This is a genomic window from Sandarakinorhabdus cyanobacteriorum, from assembly GCF_002251755.1.
GTDB lineage: Bacteria > Pseudomonadota > Alphaproteobacteria > Sphingomonadales > Sphingomonadaceae > Sandarakinorhabdus > Sandarakinorhabdus cyanobacteriorum.
This window is the reverse complement of record NZ_NOXT01000084.1, coordinates 1-15,533: the sequence shown is the minus strand read 5'-3', so window position 1 is coordinate 15,533 and position 15,533 is coordinate 1. Positions and strand designations below refer to the sequence as shown.

Below are 15,533 nucleotides of genomic sequence, written 5' to 3'. Positions count from 1 at the left end.
CCGGACAATAGCCAAAAGCTACGCAAATGCAACAGCCCAGGATGCGAATAAATCGTCCATAATCGTTGTTTACGTTGGATTTAGCGGCTCTTGCGGGCGGGCCGCTGCCGACCACGGCAAGGCGGCCACCGCCATGTCCACGGCCAGCAATCGTGGGTAGTCATCCAGTTGGAGACCGAACCGCCGCGCATTGTAAAGCTGCGGCACCAGGCACAAATCGGCGATGCTGATCCGGTCACCAAACAGAAATTGCCCGCCATGCCGAGCGGCGAATTCTTCAAGCGCGGAAAGGCCGTCGGCCATCCAGTGGTGCAACCACAAGGTCACGGCATCATCATCCTGGCCCATGCGGTCGCGCAACCAGCGCTGCACGCGCAAATTGCCAAGCGGATGCACATCGGCCGCGATCACCAGGGCAGCACTGCGGACCAGCGCCCGGCCGGCCGCATCTGCCGGCAGCAAAGGGGGTTCCGGAAAGGATTCCTCAATATATTCGATGATGGCCAGGCTCTGGCTGAGCAGCAGGGGGCCATCCTCCAGCACCGGCACCAGGCCCTGGGGGTTGCGGGCGAGGTGGGCGGGGCTGCGCTGATCGCCGGCCAGCAGGCTGACCGGCAGGCGAGTCGCCTCCTGGCCCTTGGCCGCCAGCGCCAGCCGCACCCGCCACGCGGCGCTGGACCGCCAATAATCGTGCAGAACCAGCGCGCCCATGGCGTGTCTCCCCGATTGTCTGTTCAGCCCTTGTTGAAGGGATTGCGCCCGCCGCGGAAGCTCAGCCGGATCGGCAGGCCGCCAAAATCCAGATCGGCGGCGAGACTGTTGGTGAGGAAGCGGCCATAGCTGGCGGGCAGCGCATCGGTGCGGTTGCCGAATACCACGAAGGTGGGCGGCCGGGTGGCGACCTGGGTGGCATAGCGCAGCTTGATGCGGATGCCGCCCGGCGCCGGCGGCGGGTTGCGCGACAAGGCGGCTTCGAACCAGCGGTTCAGAGCCGATGTCGGCACCCGGCGCGACCAGCGCTGGCGGGTTTCGAAGGCCACCTTCATCAACGTGTCGAGCCCCTTGCCGGTGGCGCCCGAACAGGTGAGCAGCGGCACGCCCTTGATCTGGCTCAGCCCTTCGTCCAGCGCCTTGCGCACACCGTTGAACAGCCGGCTCTGATCGGCGGCGACATCCCATTTGTTGAGCGCGATGATCAGCGCCCGCCCTTCGGACAGCACCATGTCGGCAATGCGCAGATCCTGGGATTCCAGCCCTTGCGTTGCATCGAGCAGCAGCACCACCACCTCGGCAAAGTCCACTGCCAGCTTGGTGTCGGCCGCAGACAGCTTCTCCAGCTTTTCCGTCACCCGCGCCCGCTTGCGCAGCCCGGCGGTATCCACCAGCCGCACCGGCTGGCCATCAAATTCCCAATCAATCGCAATCGAATCGCGCGTGATCCCGGCTTCGGGGCCGGTGACCAGCCGCTGTTCGCCGAGCAGCCGGTTGATCAGCGTGGACTTGCCGGCGTTGGGCCGGCCGACGATGGCGATCTTCAGCGGGCCGGGCGGCGGTTCCGGTGCATCGTCACTCTCAGCCAGTTCGGCCACTTCGGCCTCGGCCTCCGGCTCTTTCTCAAGATGCGGGGCCAGCGCCTGGTAGAGATCGGCAAGGCCAAGGCCATGTTCGGCCGACAGGCCAATGGGCTCACCCAGGCCCAGTTCATGGCCTTCGTTCAAACCGGCTTCGGCCTGCAGCCCTTCGGCCTTGTTGGCGACCAGCACCAGGGGCACGCCGCGTCGGCGCAGCCAGCCGGCAAAATGGCGGTCGAGCGGGGTGATGCCGGCGCGCGCATCATAAACCAGCACGGCAACGGTGGCGCGGCCCACCGCAGCCTCGGTCTGGGCGCGCATGCGGCCCGACAGGCTTTCGTCGCTGCCGTCTTCAAAGCCGGCGGTATCAACGGCAACGAAATCCAGATCGAACAGGCTGGCGCGGCCTTCGCGCCGGTCGCGCGTCACGCCGGGCTGATCGTCGACCAGCGCCAGGCGTTTGCCCACCAGCCGGTTGAACAGGGTGGATTTGCCCACATTGGGCCGGCCCACGATGGCCACGCGCGGGGCATCGGGATCAATATCAAGAACGCTGGTCATGCTCATCGCGCCGGCCTTACCAGCGCGCGCGCCCCAGCGCCACCCAAGCGGGCGACAAGATCAGCGATAGGCGGTCAGCGTGCCGTCGTCGGTCAACTGATAGAGCCGCCCACCAGCCACCACCGGCGGCAGATAGGCCGCGGCCTTCAGCTTGATGGTGATGGTGCGCTTGCCCTCATAGGGATCAACCGCGATCAGTTCGCGGTTGGAACCGGCCACCCAGATCCGCTCACCCGCCAGCACCGGGCCCGCCCACTGGATGGCACCCTTCTTGTTCTTGGGCTTGCGATACTGATCAAGGCGCAGCACCCAGCGCACCTTGCCCTCGCTGCGGGTGATGCACAGCACCTCGCCATCCACGGTGACAAGATAGATGAACTCGCCGGCCAGCCAGGGCGTCCACACCCCGGCAAAATTGCGTTCCCAGGCCCGCTGGCCGGTCGCCATTTCCAGCGCGACCATGCGGCCGCCATGGCCGACGGCGAACACGCGGCCGCGATCGATCACCGGCGAACCATCGATATCGGCCAGCGCCGCCATGGCGGTGGAGCGGCCGGTGCGCGCCAGCTGATCCTGCCAGACGGTGCGGCCGGTTTCGGCGCGCAGGGCGTTCAGTTCGCCCGACGAGAAGCCGGCCACAACCGTATCGAGCTGCACCGCCGGCGCGCCCACGCCCAGGATGCCGGCAATTTCGACCGTGCCCGTCACCGTCCACAGCAATTCGCCGGTGGCAGCATTCAGGGCGTGCAGCTGATTGTCCTGGCTGACGGCAAAGATGCGGTTGCCAGCCACCGTGGGCGCCCCGCGCAGCGGCTGGCCCAGCGCACGATCCCACAATTGCTTGCCGGTTTCGGCATCATAGGCGACAGCACTGCCATAGCCGGTGAGGGCATAGACCCGGCCATCGCCGTAGGACACACCGCCGCCAAAGGCGGGGCGCACATTGCGCTTGGGCAGGCGATATTGCGCGCTCCACGCCACACGGCCGGTGTCGGCATCAAAGGCGCGGACCTGGCCCAGGATATCCATGGTGAAGACCCTGCCGCCGCCCACCACCGGCGCGGCATTCAGCCGGGCGGTGCCGCTGCTGCCCTTGCCGATGCTGGCGCGCCAGGCTTCCACCGGCTTTTCGGCCAGGGCCAGATGGCCGCCAACCTTGGCCGGCGAGCCGCCCGGCTGGGCCCATTCGGCATTGGCTTCCGCCGCCGGCAGCACGATCGCGGTGTCCTTCAGCTCCGCCTCGGCTTCGGCGCGGCTTTCGAACGACATGATCGGAATGCGTTCGCCCAGCGTTGGGGTCCGCTTCTTGGATGTGCCCTTCTTGAACACGCCGCAGCTGGCCAGCGCGAGGCTGGCCATCAGAAGGATGGTGATGGCGCGCACGCTGCGCTGCTGGGGTTGGCTCACCGACATGTCCTTATTGCGCGGCTGGGGCCGCCGGCTTGGCAAGGCCCAGCGCGGCCACGTCAACGCCAGCGGCAATGGCGAGCTGGGCCGCACGCGAGCGCAGCGAGGGCGCCAGGCCTTCGTCCTTCACCATGGCGATCAGCATCGGCTTGGCCAGATCGGGCTTGCCGGCCCTGATCTGCGCCACGGCCACCAGCTCCCCGGCCACACCGAACCAGGGATTGCCGGGCACGGCCAGCGGCTTCAGCCTTGCCGCCACTTCGCCGGGCGCCATCTGGTCAAAGCCGACGCGCACCGCCTTCACCAGCGCGGCATCGCGCAGGGTCTGCGGCAACTGACTGTCGTTGGCGATCGCCTCATACAGGCCGCGGGCCTTGGCCTTGTCGCCACCGGCCAGCGTGTCGTTGGCCAGCACCATGCGGGCCAGGCCGGCATAGGCGCCGGGGCCATCGCGGGTCATCGCTTCCAGCACCGGGCGGGCGCGGGCGCCCTCGCCCACTTCCAGCTGGGTGATGGCCTGGGTCAGGGCCTGGCCGGCGGCGCCAGCGGCCTTTTCCTGCCGGTCCTGCCAGAACAGCCAGCCGGCGAGCGCGGCCAGCCCCAGCACCACGGCGGCGATGCCGATGCGGCCATAGCGTTGCCACAATGTCATCAATTCCGAGCGGCGATATTCCTCATCCACCTCGCGCAGAAAGGCATCTTCAGGGCTGGCGGGCGTGTTGGCCAAGGTGATCAAGCTCCGGACAGGACGGTTTGGGCGATGTGACACCGCCGATATTGCCGGCGGGTGAATGCCCGATGTGGCCGCACAGGTAAAGCCTCAGCGATACAGCTGCGCCTCGGTCGGGAATTGCCGCGTGCGCACCCGGCCGGCATAATCGGCGGCAGCGGCCGAAATCCGGCTGGCGAGATCGTCAAACCGCTTGACGAAGCGCGGCACCCGATCGAACATGCCCAGCATGTCGTCCACCACCAGCACCTGGCCATCACATTCGGCCGCCGCGCCAATGCCGATGGTGACACAGGGGACTGATCGGGTGATGTCGATCGCCAGCCCTTCAACCACGCCTTCCACCACCATGGCAAAACAGCCGGCGGCGGCGACGGCCTGGGCATCGCTCAGGATCTTGGCGCGCTCCGCCTCGCTGCGGCCGCGGGCGCCATAGCCGCCCAGCGCATTGACCGCCTGCGGCGTGAGGCCGACATGGGCCATCACCGGAATGCCGCGATCAACGAGGAAGCGGATGGTCGGCGCCATCACCGCGCCGCCCTCCAGCTTCACGGCCGCCGCCCCGGTTTCGCGGAGCACCCGGGCAGCGGTGCGATAGGCAGCCTCCGGGCTTTCCTCATAGGTGCCGAACGGCAGATCGATCACCACCACGCTGCGATAGCTGCCGCGCACCACGGCGGCGCCGTGCGCGATCATCATCTCCAGCGTGACCTTCACCGTGGTGTCGAGGCCATAGATGACCTGCCCCAGCGAATCGCCGACCAGCAACAGATCGCAGTGGGGATCGAGCAGCTGCGCCATGCGCGCGGTGTAGGCGGTGAGCATCACCACCGGCTCTGCACCTTTGCGCTTCGCAATCGCCGGCACCGTCAACCGCCGCACCGGTTCCGGCACCGGATGGGCGCGGCTTGTGCTGGTATCAAGCGTGAAGGTGGTGCTCATGGCCGGGGTCTTTACGCCCCCGGCCATGATATCTCAACCGAACAGCTTGGCCGCCGTCTTGGCGATCAGCTCGCCCTGGTGGCGGGCACCGGCCAGATCGGTTTCCGAAGGCTGGCGGCTGCCGTCACCGCCGGCCACGGTGGTCGCGCCATAGGGGGCGCCGCCCACCAGCTCGTCCACGCGCATCTGGCCCTGGTGGCTGTAGGGCAGGCCAACGATGGTCAGGCCAAAATGCAGCAGGTTGGTGATGATCGAGAACAAGGTGGTTTCATTGCCGCCATGCTGGGTGGCGCTGCTGGTGAAGGCGCCGCCCACCTTGCCGTTCATCGCGCCCGTCGCCCACAGCTTGCCGGCGCCATCGAAAAAGGCGGCGAGCTGGCTGGGCATGCGGCCAAAGCGGGTTGGGGCGCCCACGATGATGGCATCATAATTGGGCAGATCATCCACACTGGCCACCGGGGCGGCCTGGTCCAGCTTGAAATGATTGGCGCTGGCCACCGCGTGCGGAACGGTTTCCGGCACACGCTTCACATCAACCTGGGCACCGGCGGCGCGGGCGCCTTCGGCCATGGCATTGGCCATCGCTTCGATGTGGCCATAGGTGGAATAATAAAGCACCAGGACTTTCGGCATTGTCGTCACTCCCATCGCGCCGGGCATCCGGCATGGCAGGCGTGATAAGCCCTCGAATTTTTCCTGAAAATCTGGATAATATCGAAATCACTATTCAGGATTTTCGATATGAAAGTGGGCACGCCCGAGCTCGATCAGCTGGCCGTCCTGGTCGCCATTGCCGATCAGGGCAGTCTGGCCGCCGCCGGCCGGGCGCTCGGCCGCGCCACGTCGGTGATCGCCTATCAGCTTGATGGGCTGGAGGCGCAGCTGGGCCTCGCCCTGTTCACCCGCGGCACCACCCGCCGTCCGGCCCTCACCGATGCCGGGCGGCTGGTGCTGGCCCACGCCCGCGAAACACTGGGCAATGTCAGCGCGCTGCAGGCCGGCGTCGCCGCGCTGGCGCAGGGGCAGGAGGCGGAACTGTCGCTGTCGGTGACCGTCATGTTCCCCATCGAAACGCTGGTGGCAGCGCTCACCGCGCTGCAAGCGCACTTTCCCACCCTGGCGCTGCGCCTGCATGTGGAGGCGCTGGGCGCGGTGCAGGCGCGCCTGTTCGATGGCAGCGCCACGCTGGCGATTGGCGGCGCGCTGGATGGCGTGAACGACCGGCTGGTGCGCCGCAGCCTGCCGGGCGTGCCGCTTGTGCCGGTGGCCGCCCCCGGCCACCCCCTCACCCGCCCCGGCATCGCGCCCGGCGAGGCGCAACGCCATCTGCAGTTGGTGCTCACCGACCGCTCCCGCCTCACTGAAGGCAAGGATTTCGGCGTTCTCTCCCCCCGCAGCTGGCGGCTGGGCGACATGAGCGCCAAGCACGCGCTTTTGAAAAGCGGGGCGGGCTGGGGCAACATGCCGGTGCCGATGGTGGCGGCCGATCTTGCGGCCGGCACGTTGGTGCAATTGCAGCTGCCGGATTGGCCGGGAACGACTTATCCCATCGAACTGCTGCACCGCCCCGATCACACGCCGGGCCCGGCCGCGTGCTGGTTGATGGACTGGCTGGCGAAGGGCGGCGGCTGATCCGCTTCAGGCCGGTGGGTTCAAAACGGTCAGCAGCCGGTCGCGCCAGCGGCGATAGCCGTCGCGGCTGGGGTGCAGGCCATCATTGAACAGGTCGCGGCGCTGGCGGCCGGCGCTATCGACAAAATCGGGATAGAGATCGATGAAGCGAACCCCCGGCATCTGGCTGGCAAAGGCCTGCATGGCCCGGTTCACCGGCTGCACCACGGCGCGGTTCTTGGCATCGTCATCGGTTGGCAGCAGCGACTGGATCATGATGCGCGCCTGCGGCTTGCGTTCGCGGATGCGGCGCACGACGGCGATGATGCCGCGCCCGATGCTGGCATCGGCGGGCGTTTCGGCATCGAAACTGTTGTTGATGCCCAGCATCACCAGCACGACATCCGGCTGCAGATCGGACCGGTCCAGCCAGCCGGCACCGCCTTCGGCGGCCGGCTGCAACCGGTGCAGCACATGTTCGATGCGATCGCCCGACACGCCAAGGTTGAGAGCCGTCAGCGCCGGCACCGTGCCACCAAAACTTTCATCCCACACGGATCGGCCGCAAAAGCGGCCCGGCAGCCAGGGGTTGGCATCAAGATGCCAGAAATCGGTGATGGAATCGCCGACGAACACCAGCCGGACCGGGCGAAGATCCGGCGTGCTGGCCAGTTGCTGGCCGATATCGGCGGCGCGCTTCTGCCAATAATCCACCCGCGGCGCCGGCTGTTCGGACTGGAAGCGGGCCTGGGCTTGCGCCGCGCCGGGCAGCGCCGCCGCGAGTAGCGCGGCCATCATCATCGTCCATCGAGCCATTGCCGCACCTCCTGCCTGTTCAGGCCACTATGGCAGGGTTCTGGCCAGCCGCAACTTTACAGCCGGCTCCAAGCCCCTGATAGTGCGGCGGAGCGGCCACATGTGCCGCAGGGGATGATCTGATGGCAGCAGCCGACCAGCCCACGCTGGCCACCCGCATGGCCTTTGGCTTTGGCGCCGGGGCCTATGGCATCAAGGATGGCGGTTTCAGCTATTTCCTGCTGCTGTTCTACAGCCAGGTGATCGGGCTGGATGCCCGACTGGTCGGCCTGGCGCTCACCATCGCGCTGATGCTCGATGCGATCAGCGATCCCATCGTTGGCTATTGGTCCGACAATGTCCGCTCGCGCTGGGGGCGGCGGCATCCCTTCCTCTATGCCTCGGCCCTTCCCACCGCCGGCACCTATTTCCTGATCTGGAATCCGCCGGTGGGCTGGAGCCAGGGTGCGCTGTTCTGGTATCTGCTGCTGCTGCTGGCGGTGGCGATCCGCACCGCCATCACCTTTTATGAAACGCCCAGCACCGCGCTCGCGCCCGAACTCGCCAAAAGCTATGACGGGCGCAGCGCCCTGTTCGGCCTCAGGCTGTTCTTTGCCTGGGTGATCGGCAGCATCATGACGGTGGCGAATTTCACCCTGATCTTCCCGGCCTTTGCCACGCCCGCCATCCCCAACGGCCAGTTCAACCGCGATGCCTATGCGCTCTATGGCATGCTGGCCTCGGCCCTGATCCTGATCGCCATATTGGTATCGGCCATCGGCACCCACGGCCATATCAGGCATCTGCGTGCGCCGCCGGCCACGCGCAGCCTGGGCCTCAAGGCGATTTTCCGCGAGATTTTCCACACGCTGGCCAACCGCGATTTCACCGCCCTGTTCCTCGCCAACATGTTCGGCGCCATCGCGGCCGGCATCTCGTCCAGCCTCAGCTTCTATTTCTCGGCCTATTTCTGGGGGCTGTCGTCGCAGCAGATCGGGCTGGTGACCATGACGGTGTTTGCCTCCGCCGCGATTGGCGCCGGCCTGGCCCCGCTGGTCACCCGGCGGCTGGGCAAGCAGCGCGGCGCGGTGGTGATCGGGCTGCTCGCCGGACTGATCCTGCCGCTGCCGATCATCCTCAGGCTGTTCGGCCTGCTGCCGCCCAACGGCGATCCGGCCATATTGTGGATCGTGCTGGTCGTCACCATGGTCGATGTCGGCCTCATCATCTGTTTCCAGACCCTGGGCGCATCGATGCTGGCCGATCTGGTGGAGCAGGCCGAGGTGCGCACCGGCCGGCGCAACGAGGGCATTTTCTTTGCCGCCAACACCTTCATCCGCAAATCGGTGCAGGGGCTGGGCGTTATGGCGGCCAGCTTCGTGCTGACATTGGCGCAATCTCCCACCGGTGCCAGCCCCGACAAGGTCGGGCCCGACAGCCTGTGGCGGCTGGGCGCCACCTATGTGCCGGCGATCTGGCTGGTGCGGGCACTGATGATCCTGGCCGCTTCCCGCTATCGCCTCAGCCGCGCCGATCACGAGGCCAATCTGGCCCGGCTGCGCGAACAGGAATAGAACGAAGCCGCCTTATTCACCCGGTGGCAGCGCTGTGGCACGAACAGCGTCATGAGCCGCAAACGCACAGCCCTGGATCATCTCGCCGCGTCGAAACCGCCGCACATCGTCCACATGATCCCGCCCGGCGCGCCCGGCTTTCGGGAGGCCGATGGCGGCGCCATGGTGATCAGCTCGCCCGCCGAGGTGGACCAATATCTGCGCCGCATCCAGGCCGGCGAGGTCGCCACGCTTGACCAGCTGCGCGCCGCCATCGCGCAGGCGCACGGTGTGGCGGTGGCCTGCCCGGTGTCCACCGCCATCTTTGCCAACATGGCCGCCCGCGCCGCCGAGGAACGCCGGGCCATGGGCGAAGACCCGGCCAGTCTGACGCCGTGGTGGCGGCTGCTGAAGAAGGGCGGCTTCCTCAACGAAAAGGCCCCGGGCGGCGGCGCGCTGCAGGCGGAGCTGCTGGAAGCCGAGGGCGTGCGCGTCTCGCCGCTGCGCCGGAAATTGGCCGTGTTTGATTTTGCCGAACGCAGCGCCTGCGCCCTGGCCTCTCCTTGACCATGGCCCGAACCCGGCCCACAGGCTGGGCCGGACGGGAGGGGCATCATCTTGGATCTGCTGGGCTTCGCGCTTGCGGTGCTGCTCATCGAATTGACGCCGGGGCCCAACATGGCCTGGCTCGCCGGCCTGGCGGCCACCGAAGGCAGACGTGCCGGGCTGGCGGCCGTCGTGGGCGTGGCGCTGGGCCTGCTGGCCAACGGCGTTCTGGCAGCGCTGGGGCTGGTGGCGCTGTTGCAGGCCGCGCCACAGCTGTTGTGGGCGCTGCGGCTGGCCGGCGCCGGCATGATGCTGTGGCTGGCAATTTCGGCCTGGCGCGATGCTGATGCGCCGGCAGGCCAGGGCCGCCCGGCGGCAGGCACCCACCAGTCATTCCTGGCGGGCGCACTCATCAACCTGCTGAATCCCAAGGCCTATATGTTCTTCGTGGTGGTGGCGCCGCAGTTCATGGCCGGCCGCATGCTCGATCTGCCCGCAGCGCTGCTGCTGGCCGGTATCAGCACCGGCATCGCGACGGCCATCCATCTGGCCATCGTGGCAACCGGGGCGCAGGCGCAGGCACTGCTGCAGGATGCGCGGCGGATGCGGCTGGTGCGCCGCCTGTTCGCGCTGGTCATGCTGGGGGTGGCGGTCGGCTTTCTGGCTACTGATCTGGGCTGAATGATCAGTTGCCGTTGCCCCTAGCCACCCGATCAGCCCGTATCCGTTGCAGCAGTACCAAGAAGTTGGGTCGATCCGTCGCGTCAAACTGCTTGATCAGGGCTTCGGCTTCGGCGGGCGGCATCTGGCTACGCACCCCGGCGCGCAACTGCTGGTCGATGGCAGCACAGCCCTTGCCGGCCTCGGCATAAATCGCTGCATCGTCCATATCGGTCTTGCTCAGCCGCACGGCATGAGTGGCCATGCAGCGGTCCAGCATTTGCGCCAGAAACGGCACATTCGCAGGGGCCTCTTGCGCGACCGGCGGCGCCGACTGGGCGACCATCGTGACGGCAAGGGCGAAACCAAGCAGCACGCTAGGCACGCGCCATTTCCATCACCACATCCCATTCGTCATCGCTGATCGGCACCACCGACAGGCGGAACTGGCGGAACATCGCCATGCCGGCCAGCCGCGGTTCGGCCTTCATTTCGGCCAGGGTGACGGGGCGGGGCATCGGCGCCTTGGGGCCGACCATCACCGCCGGAAAGCGGCCCTTGGGGTCGCTGGGATCGATGAAATATTCGCCCACAACCTGCGCGATGCCGACGATGCACAGGCCTTCGTTGGAGTGATAGAAGAACAGCTCGTCGCCGATCTTCATGCTGCGCAGATAGATGGCGGCCTGGTTGTTGCGCACGCCGTCCCACGCGGTCTTGCCGTCCTGCACCAGCTGGTCCCAGCTGTATTTGAACGGTTCGGATTTCACCAACCAGCGCGCCATCTCAGAACGCTCCCGCCCAGGTATCGGCCTTGAAACCGATCAGCGCGATGTTGTCGCCCTCGACGATCGGCCGCTTGATCATGCTGGAGTTGGCCAGCATCAGCGTTATGGCCTTGTCGGCATCCAGCCCCTGCTTGTCCGCATCGGGCAGGGCCTTGAACGTGGTGCCGGCGCGGTTCAGCACTGCCTCCCACCCCCAGCGCGCCACCCAGCGGGCAAGCGCATCGGCCGGCACACCGGCCTTCTTGTAATCGTGAAACTGGTGGGCGACGCCGCGCTCGGCCAGGAAGGCGCGCGCCTTCTTCACCGTGTCGCAATTGGGAATGCCATAGAGGATCATGGCCAGCCTCATGCCAAGCCGGGGCCGCGCTGCCAAGCATGCGCAGCACAAATGGGCCGCCTGCGACAGGCTGGCCCATGCCGGGGTGGAACAAAAGGGCTACACCCACCGCCATGGAGATTGTCTGGTTCAAGCGGGATTTGCGCGTGCATGACCATGCGCCGCTGCTGGCCGCCTGTGCCAGCGGCCGGCCGGTGCTGCCGCTCTACATCGTCGAGCCAGACCTTTGGGCCCAGCCCGATGCCAGCGGCCGGCAATTCGCCTTCCTGGCCGAATCGCTGGCTGATCTGGACCGCAGCCTGCAGGCAGGCGGGGCCCGGCTGGTCGTGCTTGTGGGTGATGCCGTGCAGATCCTGCACGATCTCCATGCATCCTATGGCATCACCGCCATCCACGCCCACCAGGAGACGGGCAATCTGTGGAGCTTTGCGCGCGACAAGGCGGTGCGGCGCTGGGCGCGGGCGGCCGGCGTGCCGGTGCACGAGGCGATGCAGCACGGCGTGTGGCGCGCCCATGACAATCGCGATGGCTGGGCGGCGCGGTGGGAGGCGATGATGCGCCGCCCCCGCCTGCCGGCACCAGCCGCGATTGCCATGGCCGATGTGGCGGGGGATGCCTTGCCGTCTGCCGCTGATCTTGGGCTCGCCCCTGATCCCTGCCCCGGCCGCCAGCCCGGCGGCCGGCGTGCCGGCCTGGCGCTGCTGAAAAGCTTCATGGGCGAACGCGGGCGCCCCTATCGCGCCGCCATGTCGGCACCCGCCAGCGGCGCCGATCATTGTTCCCGCCTCTCCCCGCATCTGGCGCTGGGCGCGATTTCCATGCGCGAGGCCTTCCAGTCGGCCCTCACCGCCCGTCAGCGCTGGAAGGATGGCGGCGACTCCCAGTTCGTCGGCTCCATCGACAGTTTCATCAGCCGCCTGCACTGGCATTGCCACTTCATCCAGAAGCTGGAGGACGCGCCCTGGCTGGAGGCGCGCTGCCTGCACCCGGCCTATGATGGCCTGCCAGCGCATGGTCCGGCCCGGCTGGCGGCCTGGGCGCAAGGGCGCACCGGCTGGTCGTTTGTCGATGCCTGCATGCGCAGCCTGAATGCCACCGGCTGGCTGAATTTCCGCATGCGGGCGATGGTGATGGCGGTGGCCAGTTATCATCTGCGGCTGGATTGGCGGCAATCGGGCGCGGTGCTGGCGCGGGCCTTCACCGATTATGAACCCGGCATCCACTGGCCGCAGGTGCAGATGCAATCGGGCACCACCGGCACCAACATCCCGCGCATCTACAACCCGGTCAAACAGGGCCTGGATCAGGACCCGCAGGGCCGGTTCATCCGGCGCTGGCTGCCCGAACTGGCGCATCTGCCAACGCCGTTCGTGCACGAACCCTGGAAGGCCCCCGGCGCCGCCGCCTATCCCGCGCCGCTGGTCGACCACGAACAGGCCGCGCGCGACGCCAGGGCGGCCATCACCGCCATCCGCCGCGATCCTGCCCATGCCGGCCCGGCCCGCGCCATCGTGCGCACCCACGGCAGCCGCAAGGCCGGCTTGCCAGACACGACGCGCCGCCGCAAAACCCTGCCCGCAACCACCCAGGGCCAGCTTGATCTGTGCCAAGGAACCAATGACTGACGGCAATCCCATCACGCCGGCCGGCATGGCCGCCCTGCGCGCCCGCTATGACCAGCTGCTCCACGGCGACCGGCCGGCCATTGTCGAGGTGGTGCGCTGGGCCGCCGGCAATGGCGACCGCTCCGAAAACGGCGATTATCTTTATGGCCGCAAGCGGTTGCGGGAGATTGACCGCGAACTGGCGCATCTGTCCAAACGCATGGCCGCCGCCCGCGTGATCGATCCGACCCGCCAGACCGAACGCGACAAGGTGCTGTTCGGCTGCACCGTCGAGATCGCCGATGATGACGACAAGCGCCGCACCCTCACCCTGGTTGGCGACGATGAACAAGATGCCGCCCGCGGCCTGATCGGCTGGAGCGCCCCGATCGCGCGGGCGCTGCGCGGCGCCCGCGTGGGCGATGTGCGCGTGGTGCGCCTGCCCGCCGGCGTGAAACATTGGGAGATCATGGCCATCAACTGGCCTTGTGGCTGACGGATCAGTCGCCCTGCGGAAACAGGCCACTGATGATAAAGTTGACGGCGTTCATCAGCGCGTCGGGCGCCATTCCATCGGCAGCCGCCACGGCCGCCCGTTCAAACAGGGCCGACAGCAAGATGGCGAGCGGCTCCACCGGCACATCCATCCTGCCCGCTTCGGCGAGCGCGGACTGGAGCCCTTCACGCAATGCGGCCTCGCCATGCGCCCGTTCCATCGCGTGCAGTGCCTCACGGCCCAGCACGGCCGGCCCGTCGATCAACAGCAGGCGCACCCGGCCCGGAACGGCCATCGCCGCCAGATAAGCACCAGCGCCGGCAACCAGGCTGTCCCGCGCTGACATGCCTGGCCGTTCGGCGGCGGCAATGGCCGTCCCCACGGCCTCGGCTTCGGCCAACAGCACGGCGTGGAAGATCGCCTGCTTGTCTGGGAAGTGGTGATAGAGCGCGCCGCGCGTGACCCCGGCCGCAGCCACGATCGACGGCGTGCTGGCCGCCGCATAGCCTTCGGCAACGAACAGCGCCCGCGCCGCAGCGATCAACCGGGCCCGCATGTCGGCCGTGCGCTCCACATTGGGACGGCGCGTCGATTTCATTTGCATACAGTCTGCCTGTTTGTTAATGATGCATCACTATACAGGCTGCATGTTTTTGAGAAAGGATGCAAACCATGCGGATCGCCAGCTTCTACCCCGTGCTCATGGTCAAGGATGTCGCAGCGACAGCCGCCTTCTGGGAACAGCAATTCGATTTCACTGCGGCCTTTGCGTCCGATTGGTATGTGCATCTGCAATCATGCCACAACCCAGCGGTGAACATCGCCATCATGGCCGGCGATCACCAGACCATACCGACGCAAGGCCGCGGTGAGGCGCGCGGCGTGCTCATCAACCTCGAGGTGGCTGACGTCGACGCCCTTTACGGTCGCGCCGTTGCTGCCGGCCTGCCGATCCTGCAACCGCTGCGCAACGAGGACTTCGGCCAGCGCCATTTCATTACCTGTGATCCCAATGGCGTGCTTGTCGATGTGATAACACCCATCGCGCCCAGTGCCGAATATGCGGCGCTTTACACCGGATCGTCTGCGCCTTGATCCACTTGACGCACTGCCGCCGGGTGCCTCACTCCCACTCGATTGCTCAAAGTCCAGCTACGTCATTGACTTTAATGACATTTCTTCTCGCTAGAGGCGTCGAATTCCGAACTATGGGCCGTCAGATTGCTACGATGTTGATTTTAAAAAGAAATCGTCGGAAAAATTTTTTTGTGGGTTCCAGCATGTATCGGGACAAATCGCCGGCTCGAGCCAATCTTCGGAGGCGACCGTCCCGGTCCGCCGACCACAAAAAGTACCGTCGCGTCGGCTCTATCACGCACCGGGCCTCGAGGCGAGGCGCTCCATGGTTGCCGACCAAGCGTAGGAGCTGACCTCCGAAGGCGAAGGCCGCACCTTCGATCGTGCCGGGTGCGCCAATCCACCCAGGGTTGGAGAGGAGGAGCCGGCGTTGACAGCCCGGCGCGTCTCCCGAGATTTCAGTGGAGGGACGTCCCCCACGCGTCGTGCCGATACGCGGCAAGCGCGTGTTTGCATGGCGATTCCTCGAAAACGCTGCGCTCACCCACGCGGCTGTCAGTGCTTATCAAGGCGCCAATAGTATTTCTTCTGACCCGTAGCTGGATCGACATGTGTGAAGCAATCGACCAGACTGTCGATACTTTGCAGAACCCCTAGCAATGCATACGCATTAAAGGGCGTTCCTGCACCGGTCTCGTAGTGGCTAACAAAATTTCCAACAATCGCAGGCGCATGATGGGTCTGGAGATCGGTGATCTGCTGTCCCGACAAAACGCAACGACCCGCTGCCTGATATAGCGCAACCGCATCAGTGATTGAACCGCGCTGGGTTTGCCGGAGGCTATTTGGTTTGAG

General features: G+C 66.6%; 19 protein-coding genes. 7 read left to right on the top strand and 12 right to left on the bottom strand.

What is annotated here, in order from left to right:
- Positions 1-69: 69 nt before the first annotated feature.
- From maiA to wrbA, 6 genes are all read right to left on the bottom strand, one after another.
- Complete coding sequence (gene maiA, locus CHU93_RS04140; RefSeq protein ID WP_094472888.1) at positions 70-711, bottom strand: maleylacetoacetate isomerase; 642 nt, start codon at positions 709-711, stop codon at positions 70-72.
- Positions 712-734: 23 nt separating this feature from the next.
- Positions 735-2,138, bottom strand: a complete 1,404-nt coding sequence (gene der, locus CHU93_RS04135) for a ribosome biogenesis GTPase Der (protein WP_094472887.1) — start codon at positions 2,136-2,138, stop codon at positions 735-737.
- Positions 2,139-2,192: 54 nt separating this feature from the next.
- The gene (locus CHU93_RS04130) at positions 2,193-3,545 is read right to left on the bottom strand and encodes a PQQ-like beta-propeller repeat protein (RefSeq protein WP_094472886.1); all 1,353 of its coding nucleotides are present in this window, start codon (positions 3,543-3,545) and stop codon (positions 2,193-2,195) included.
- Positions 3,546-3,549: 4 nt separating this feature from the next.
- The gene (locus tag CHU93_RS04125) at positions 3,550-4,266 is read right to left on the bottom strand and encodes a tetratricopeptide repeat protein (protein WP_094472896.1); all 717 of its coding nucleotides are present in this window, start codon (positions 4,264-4,266) and stop codon (positions 3,550-3,552) included.
- A 93-nt stretch (positions 4,267-4,359) separates the two neighbouring features.
- Positions 4,360-5,211, bottom strand: a complete 852-nt coding sequence (gene panB, locus CHU93_RS04120; RefSeq protein ID WP_094472885.1) for a 3-methyl-2-oxobutanoate hydroxymethyltransferase — start codon at positions 5,209-5,211, stop codon at positions 4,360-4,362.
- 33 nt (positions 5,212-5,244) lie between these two features.
- On the bottom strand, positions 5,245-5,844 hold the full coding sequence (gene wrbA / locus CHU93_RS04115) for an NAD(P)H:quinone oxidoreductase (RefSeq protein ID WP_094472884.1): 600 nt from the start codon (positions 5,842-5,844) through the stop codon (positions 5,245-5,247).
- A 108-nt stretch (positions 5,845-5,952) separates the two neighbouring features.
- Here wrbA and CHU93_RS04110 point away from each other — a divergent pair, with 108 nt between their 5' ends.
- Complete coding sequence (locus CHU93_RS04110) at positions 5,953-6,843, top strand: LysR family transcriptional regulator (protein WP_165768594.1); 891 nt, start codon at positions 5,953-5,955, stop codon at positions 6,841-6,843.
- Positions 6,844-6,849: 6 nt separating this feature from the next.
- On the opposite strand, the gene CHU93_RS04105 is transcribed toward CHU93_RS04110, so the two are convergent.
- Positions 6,850-7,638, bottom strand: coding sequence for a GDSL-type esterase/lipase family protein (locus tag CHU93_RS04105; protein WP_094472883.1), 789 nt, complete (start codon positions 7,636-7,638; stop codon positions 6,850-6,852).
- A 122-nt stretch (positions 7,639-7,760) separates the two neighbouring features.
- On the opposite strand from CHU93_RS04105, the gene CHU93_RS04100 reads away from it, so the two are divergent.
- From CHU93_RS04100 to CHU93_RS04090, 3 genes are read left to right on the top strand one after another with little or no spacing between them, the layout of a single operon-like run.
- On the top strand, positions 7,761-9,191 hold the full coding sequence (locus CHU93_RS04100; protein ID WP_094472882.1) for an MFS transporter: 1,431 nt from the start codon (positions 7,761-7,763) through the stop codon (positions 9,189-9,191).
- Between the two features lie 51 nt (positions 9,192-9,242).
- Entirely contained in the window at positions 9,243-9,737 is a 495-nt protein-coding gene (locus tag CHU93_RS04095; protein ID WP_106408473.1) for an MGMT family protein, read from the top strand.
- Positions 9,738-9,788: 51 nt separating this feature from the next.
- Positions 9,789-10,397, top strand: a complete 609-nt coding sequence (locus CHU93_RS04090; RefSeq protein ID WP_094472881.1) for a LysE family translocator — start codon at positions 9,789-9,791, stop codon at positions 10,395-10,397.
- 4 nt (positions 10,398-10,401) lie between these two features.
- On the opposite strand, the gene CHU93_RS04085 is transcribed toward CHU93_RS04090, so the two are convergent.
- Genes CHU93_RS04085 through CHU93_RS04075 form a run of 3 tightly spaced genes read right to left on the bottom strand, consistent with a single transcriptional unit; the run spans position 10,402 to position 11,513 of the window.
- A complete protein-coding gene (locus CHU93_RS04085; protein WP_094472880.1) occupies positions 10,402-10,752 on the bottom strand; it encodes a hypothetical protein in 351 nt (116 codons plus the stop codon).
- A 1-nt stretch (position 10,753) separates the two neighbouring features.
- The gene (locus CHU93_RS04080; RefSeq protein ID WP_094472879.1) at positions 10,754-11,161 is read right to left on the bottom strand and encodes an EVE domain-containing protein; all 408 of its coding nucleotides are present in this window, start codon (positions 11,159-11,161) and stop codon (positions 10,754-10,756) included.
- Between the two features lies 1 nt (position 11,162).
- Positions 11,163-11,513 carry an arsenate reductase gene (locus CHU93_RS04075; protein WP_243375200.1) on the bottom strand — a complete coding sequence of 117 codons (351 nt, stop codon included), beginning with the start codon at positions 11,511-11,513 and terminating at the stop codon, positions 11,163-11,165.
- 101 nt (positions 11,514-11,614) lie between these two features.
- Between CHU93_RS04075 and CHU93_RS04070 the strand changes: the two genes are divergently transcribed.
- Together CHU93_RS04070 and CHU93_RS04065 are read left to right on the top strand one after the other, a co-directional pair.
- On the top strand, positions 11,615-13,126 hold the full coding sequence (locus CHU93_RS04070) for an FAD-binding domain-containing protein (RefSeq protein WP_094472878.1): 1,512 nt from the start codon (positions 11,615-11,617) through the stop codon (positions 13,124-13,126).
- Complete coding sequence (locus CHU93_RS04065) at positions 13,119-13,601, top strand: GreA/GreB family elongation factor (RefSeq protein ID WP_094472877.1); 483 nt, start codon at positions 13,119-13,121, stop codon at positions 13,599-13,601. Before CHU93_RS04070 ends, CHU93_RS04065 begins: the two co-directional genes overlap by 8 nt.
- Before the next feature lie 4 nt (positions 13,602-13,605).
- On the opposite strand, the gene CHU93_RS04060 is transcribed toward CHU93_RS04065, so the two are convergent.
- Positions 13,606-14,199: a TetR/AcrR family transcriptional regulator gene (locus tag CHU93_RS04060; protein WP_207759210.1), complete on the bottom strand. Its 594-nt coding sequence runs from the start codon at positions 14,197-14,199 to the stop codon at positions 13,606-13,608.
- A 74-nt stretch (positions 14,200-14,273) separates the two neighbouring features.
- Here CHU93_RS04060 and CHU93_RS04055 point away from each other — a divergent pair, with 74 nt between their 5' ends.
- Complete coding sequence (locus tag CHU93_RS04055; RefSeq protein ID WP_094472893.1) at positions 14,274-14,696, top strand: VOC family protein; 423 nt, start codon at positions 14,274-14,276, stop codon at positions 14,694-14,696.
- A gap of 537 nt (positions 14,697-15,233) precedes the next feature.
- On the opposite strand, the gene CHU93_RS04050 is transcribed toward CHU93_RS04055, so the two are convergent.
- On the bottom strand, positions 15,234-15,533 hold a 300-nt coding region (locus CHU93_RS04050), incomplete at its 5' end, for a hypothetical protein (RefSeq protein ID WP_207759209.1).

Coding starts and splice junctions, on each gene's coding strand:
- maiA (WP_094472888.1), bottom strand. CDS start 711: ATGGGCGCGCTGGTTCTGCACGATTATTGGCGGTCCAGCGCCGCGTGG.
- der (WP_094472887.1), bottom strand. CDS start 2,138: ATGAGCATGACCAGCGTTCTTGATATTGATCCCGATGCCCCGCGCGTG.
- CHU93_RS04130 (WP_094472886.1), bottom strand. CDS start 3,545: ATGTCGGTGAGCCAACCCCAGCAGCGCAGCGTGCGCGCCATCACCATC.
- panB (WP_094472885.1), bottom strand. CDS start 5,211: ATGAGCACCACCTTCACGCTTGATACCAGCACAAGCCGCGCCCATCCG.
- wrbA (WP_094472884.1), bottom strand. CDS start 5,844: ATGCCGAAAGTCCTGGTGCTTTATTATTCCACCTATGGCCACATCGAA.
- CHU93_RS04110 (WP_165768594.1), top strand. CDS start 5,953: ATGAAAGTGGGCACGCCCGAGCTCGATCAGCTGGCCGTCCTGGTCGCC.
- CHU93_RS04105 (WP_094472883.1), bottom strand. CDS start 7,638: ATGGCTCGATGGACGATGATGATGGCCGCGCTACTCGCGGCGGCGCTG.
- CHU93_RS04100 (WP_094472882.1), top strand. CDS start 7,761: ATGGCAGCAGCCGACCAGCCCACGCTGGCCACCCGCATGGCCTTTGGC.
- CHU93_RS04095 (WP_106408473.1), top strand. CDS start 9,243: ATGAGCCGCAAACGCACAGCCCTGGATCATCTCGCCGCGTCGAAACCG.
- CHU93_RS04080 (WP_094472879.1), bottom strand. CDS start 11,161: ATGGCGCGCTGGTTGGTGAAATCCGAACCGTTCAAATACAGCTGGGAC.
- CHU93_RS04075 (WP_243375200.1), bottom strand. CDS start 11,513: ATGAGGCTGGCCATGATCCTCTATGGCATTCCCAATTGCGACACGGTG.
- CHU93_RS04070 (WP_094472878.1), top strand. CDS start 11,615: ATGGAGATTGTCTGGTTCAAGCGGGATTTGCGCGTGCATGACCATGCG.
- CHU93_RS04065 (WP_094472877.1), top strand. CDS start 13,119: ATGACTGACGGCAATCCCATCACGCCGGCCGGCATGGCCGCCCTGCGC.
- CHU93_RS04060 (WP_207759210.1), bottom strand. CDS start 14,199: ATGAAATCGACGCGCCGTCCCAATGTGGAGCGCACGGCCGACATGCGG.
- CHU93_RS04055 (WP_094472893.1), top strand. CDS start 14,274: ATGCGGATCGCCAGCTTCTACCCCGTGCTCATGGTCAAGGATGTCGCA.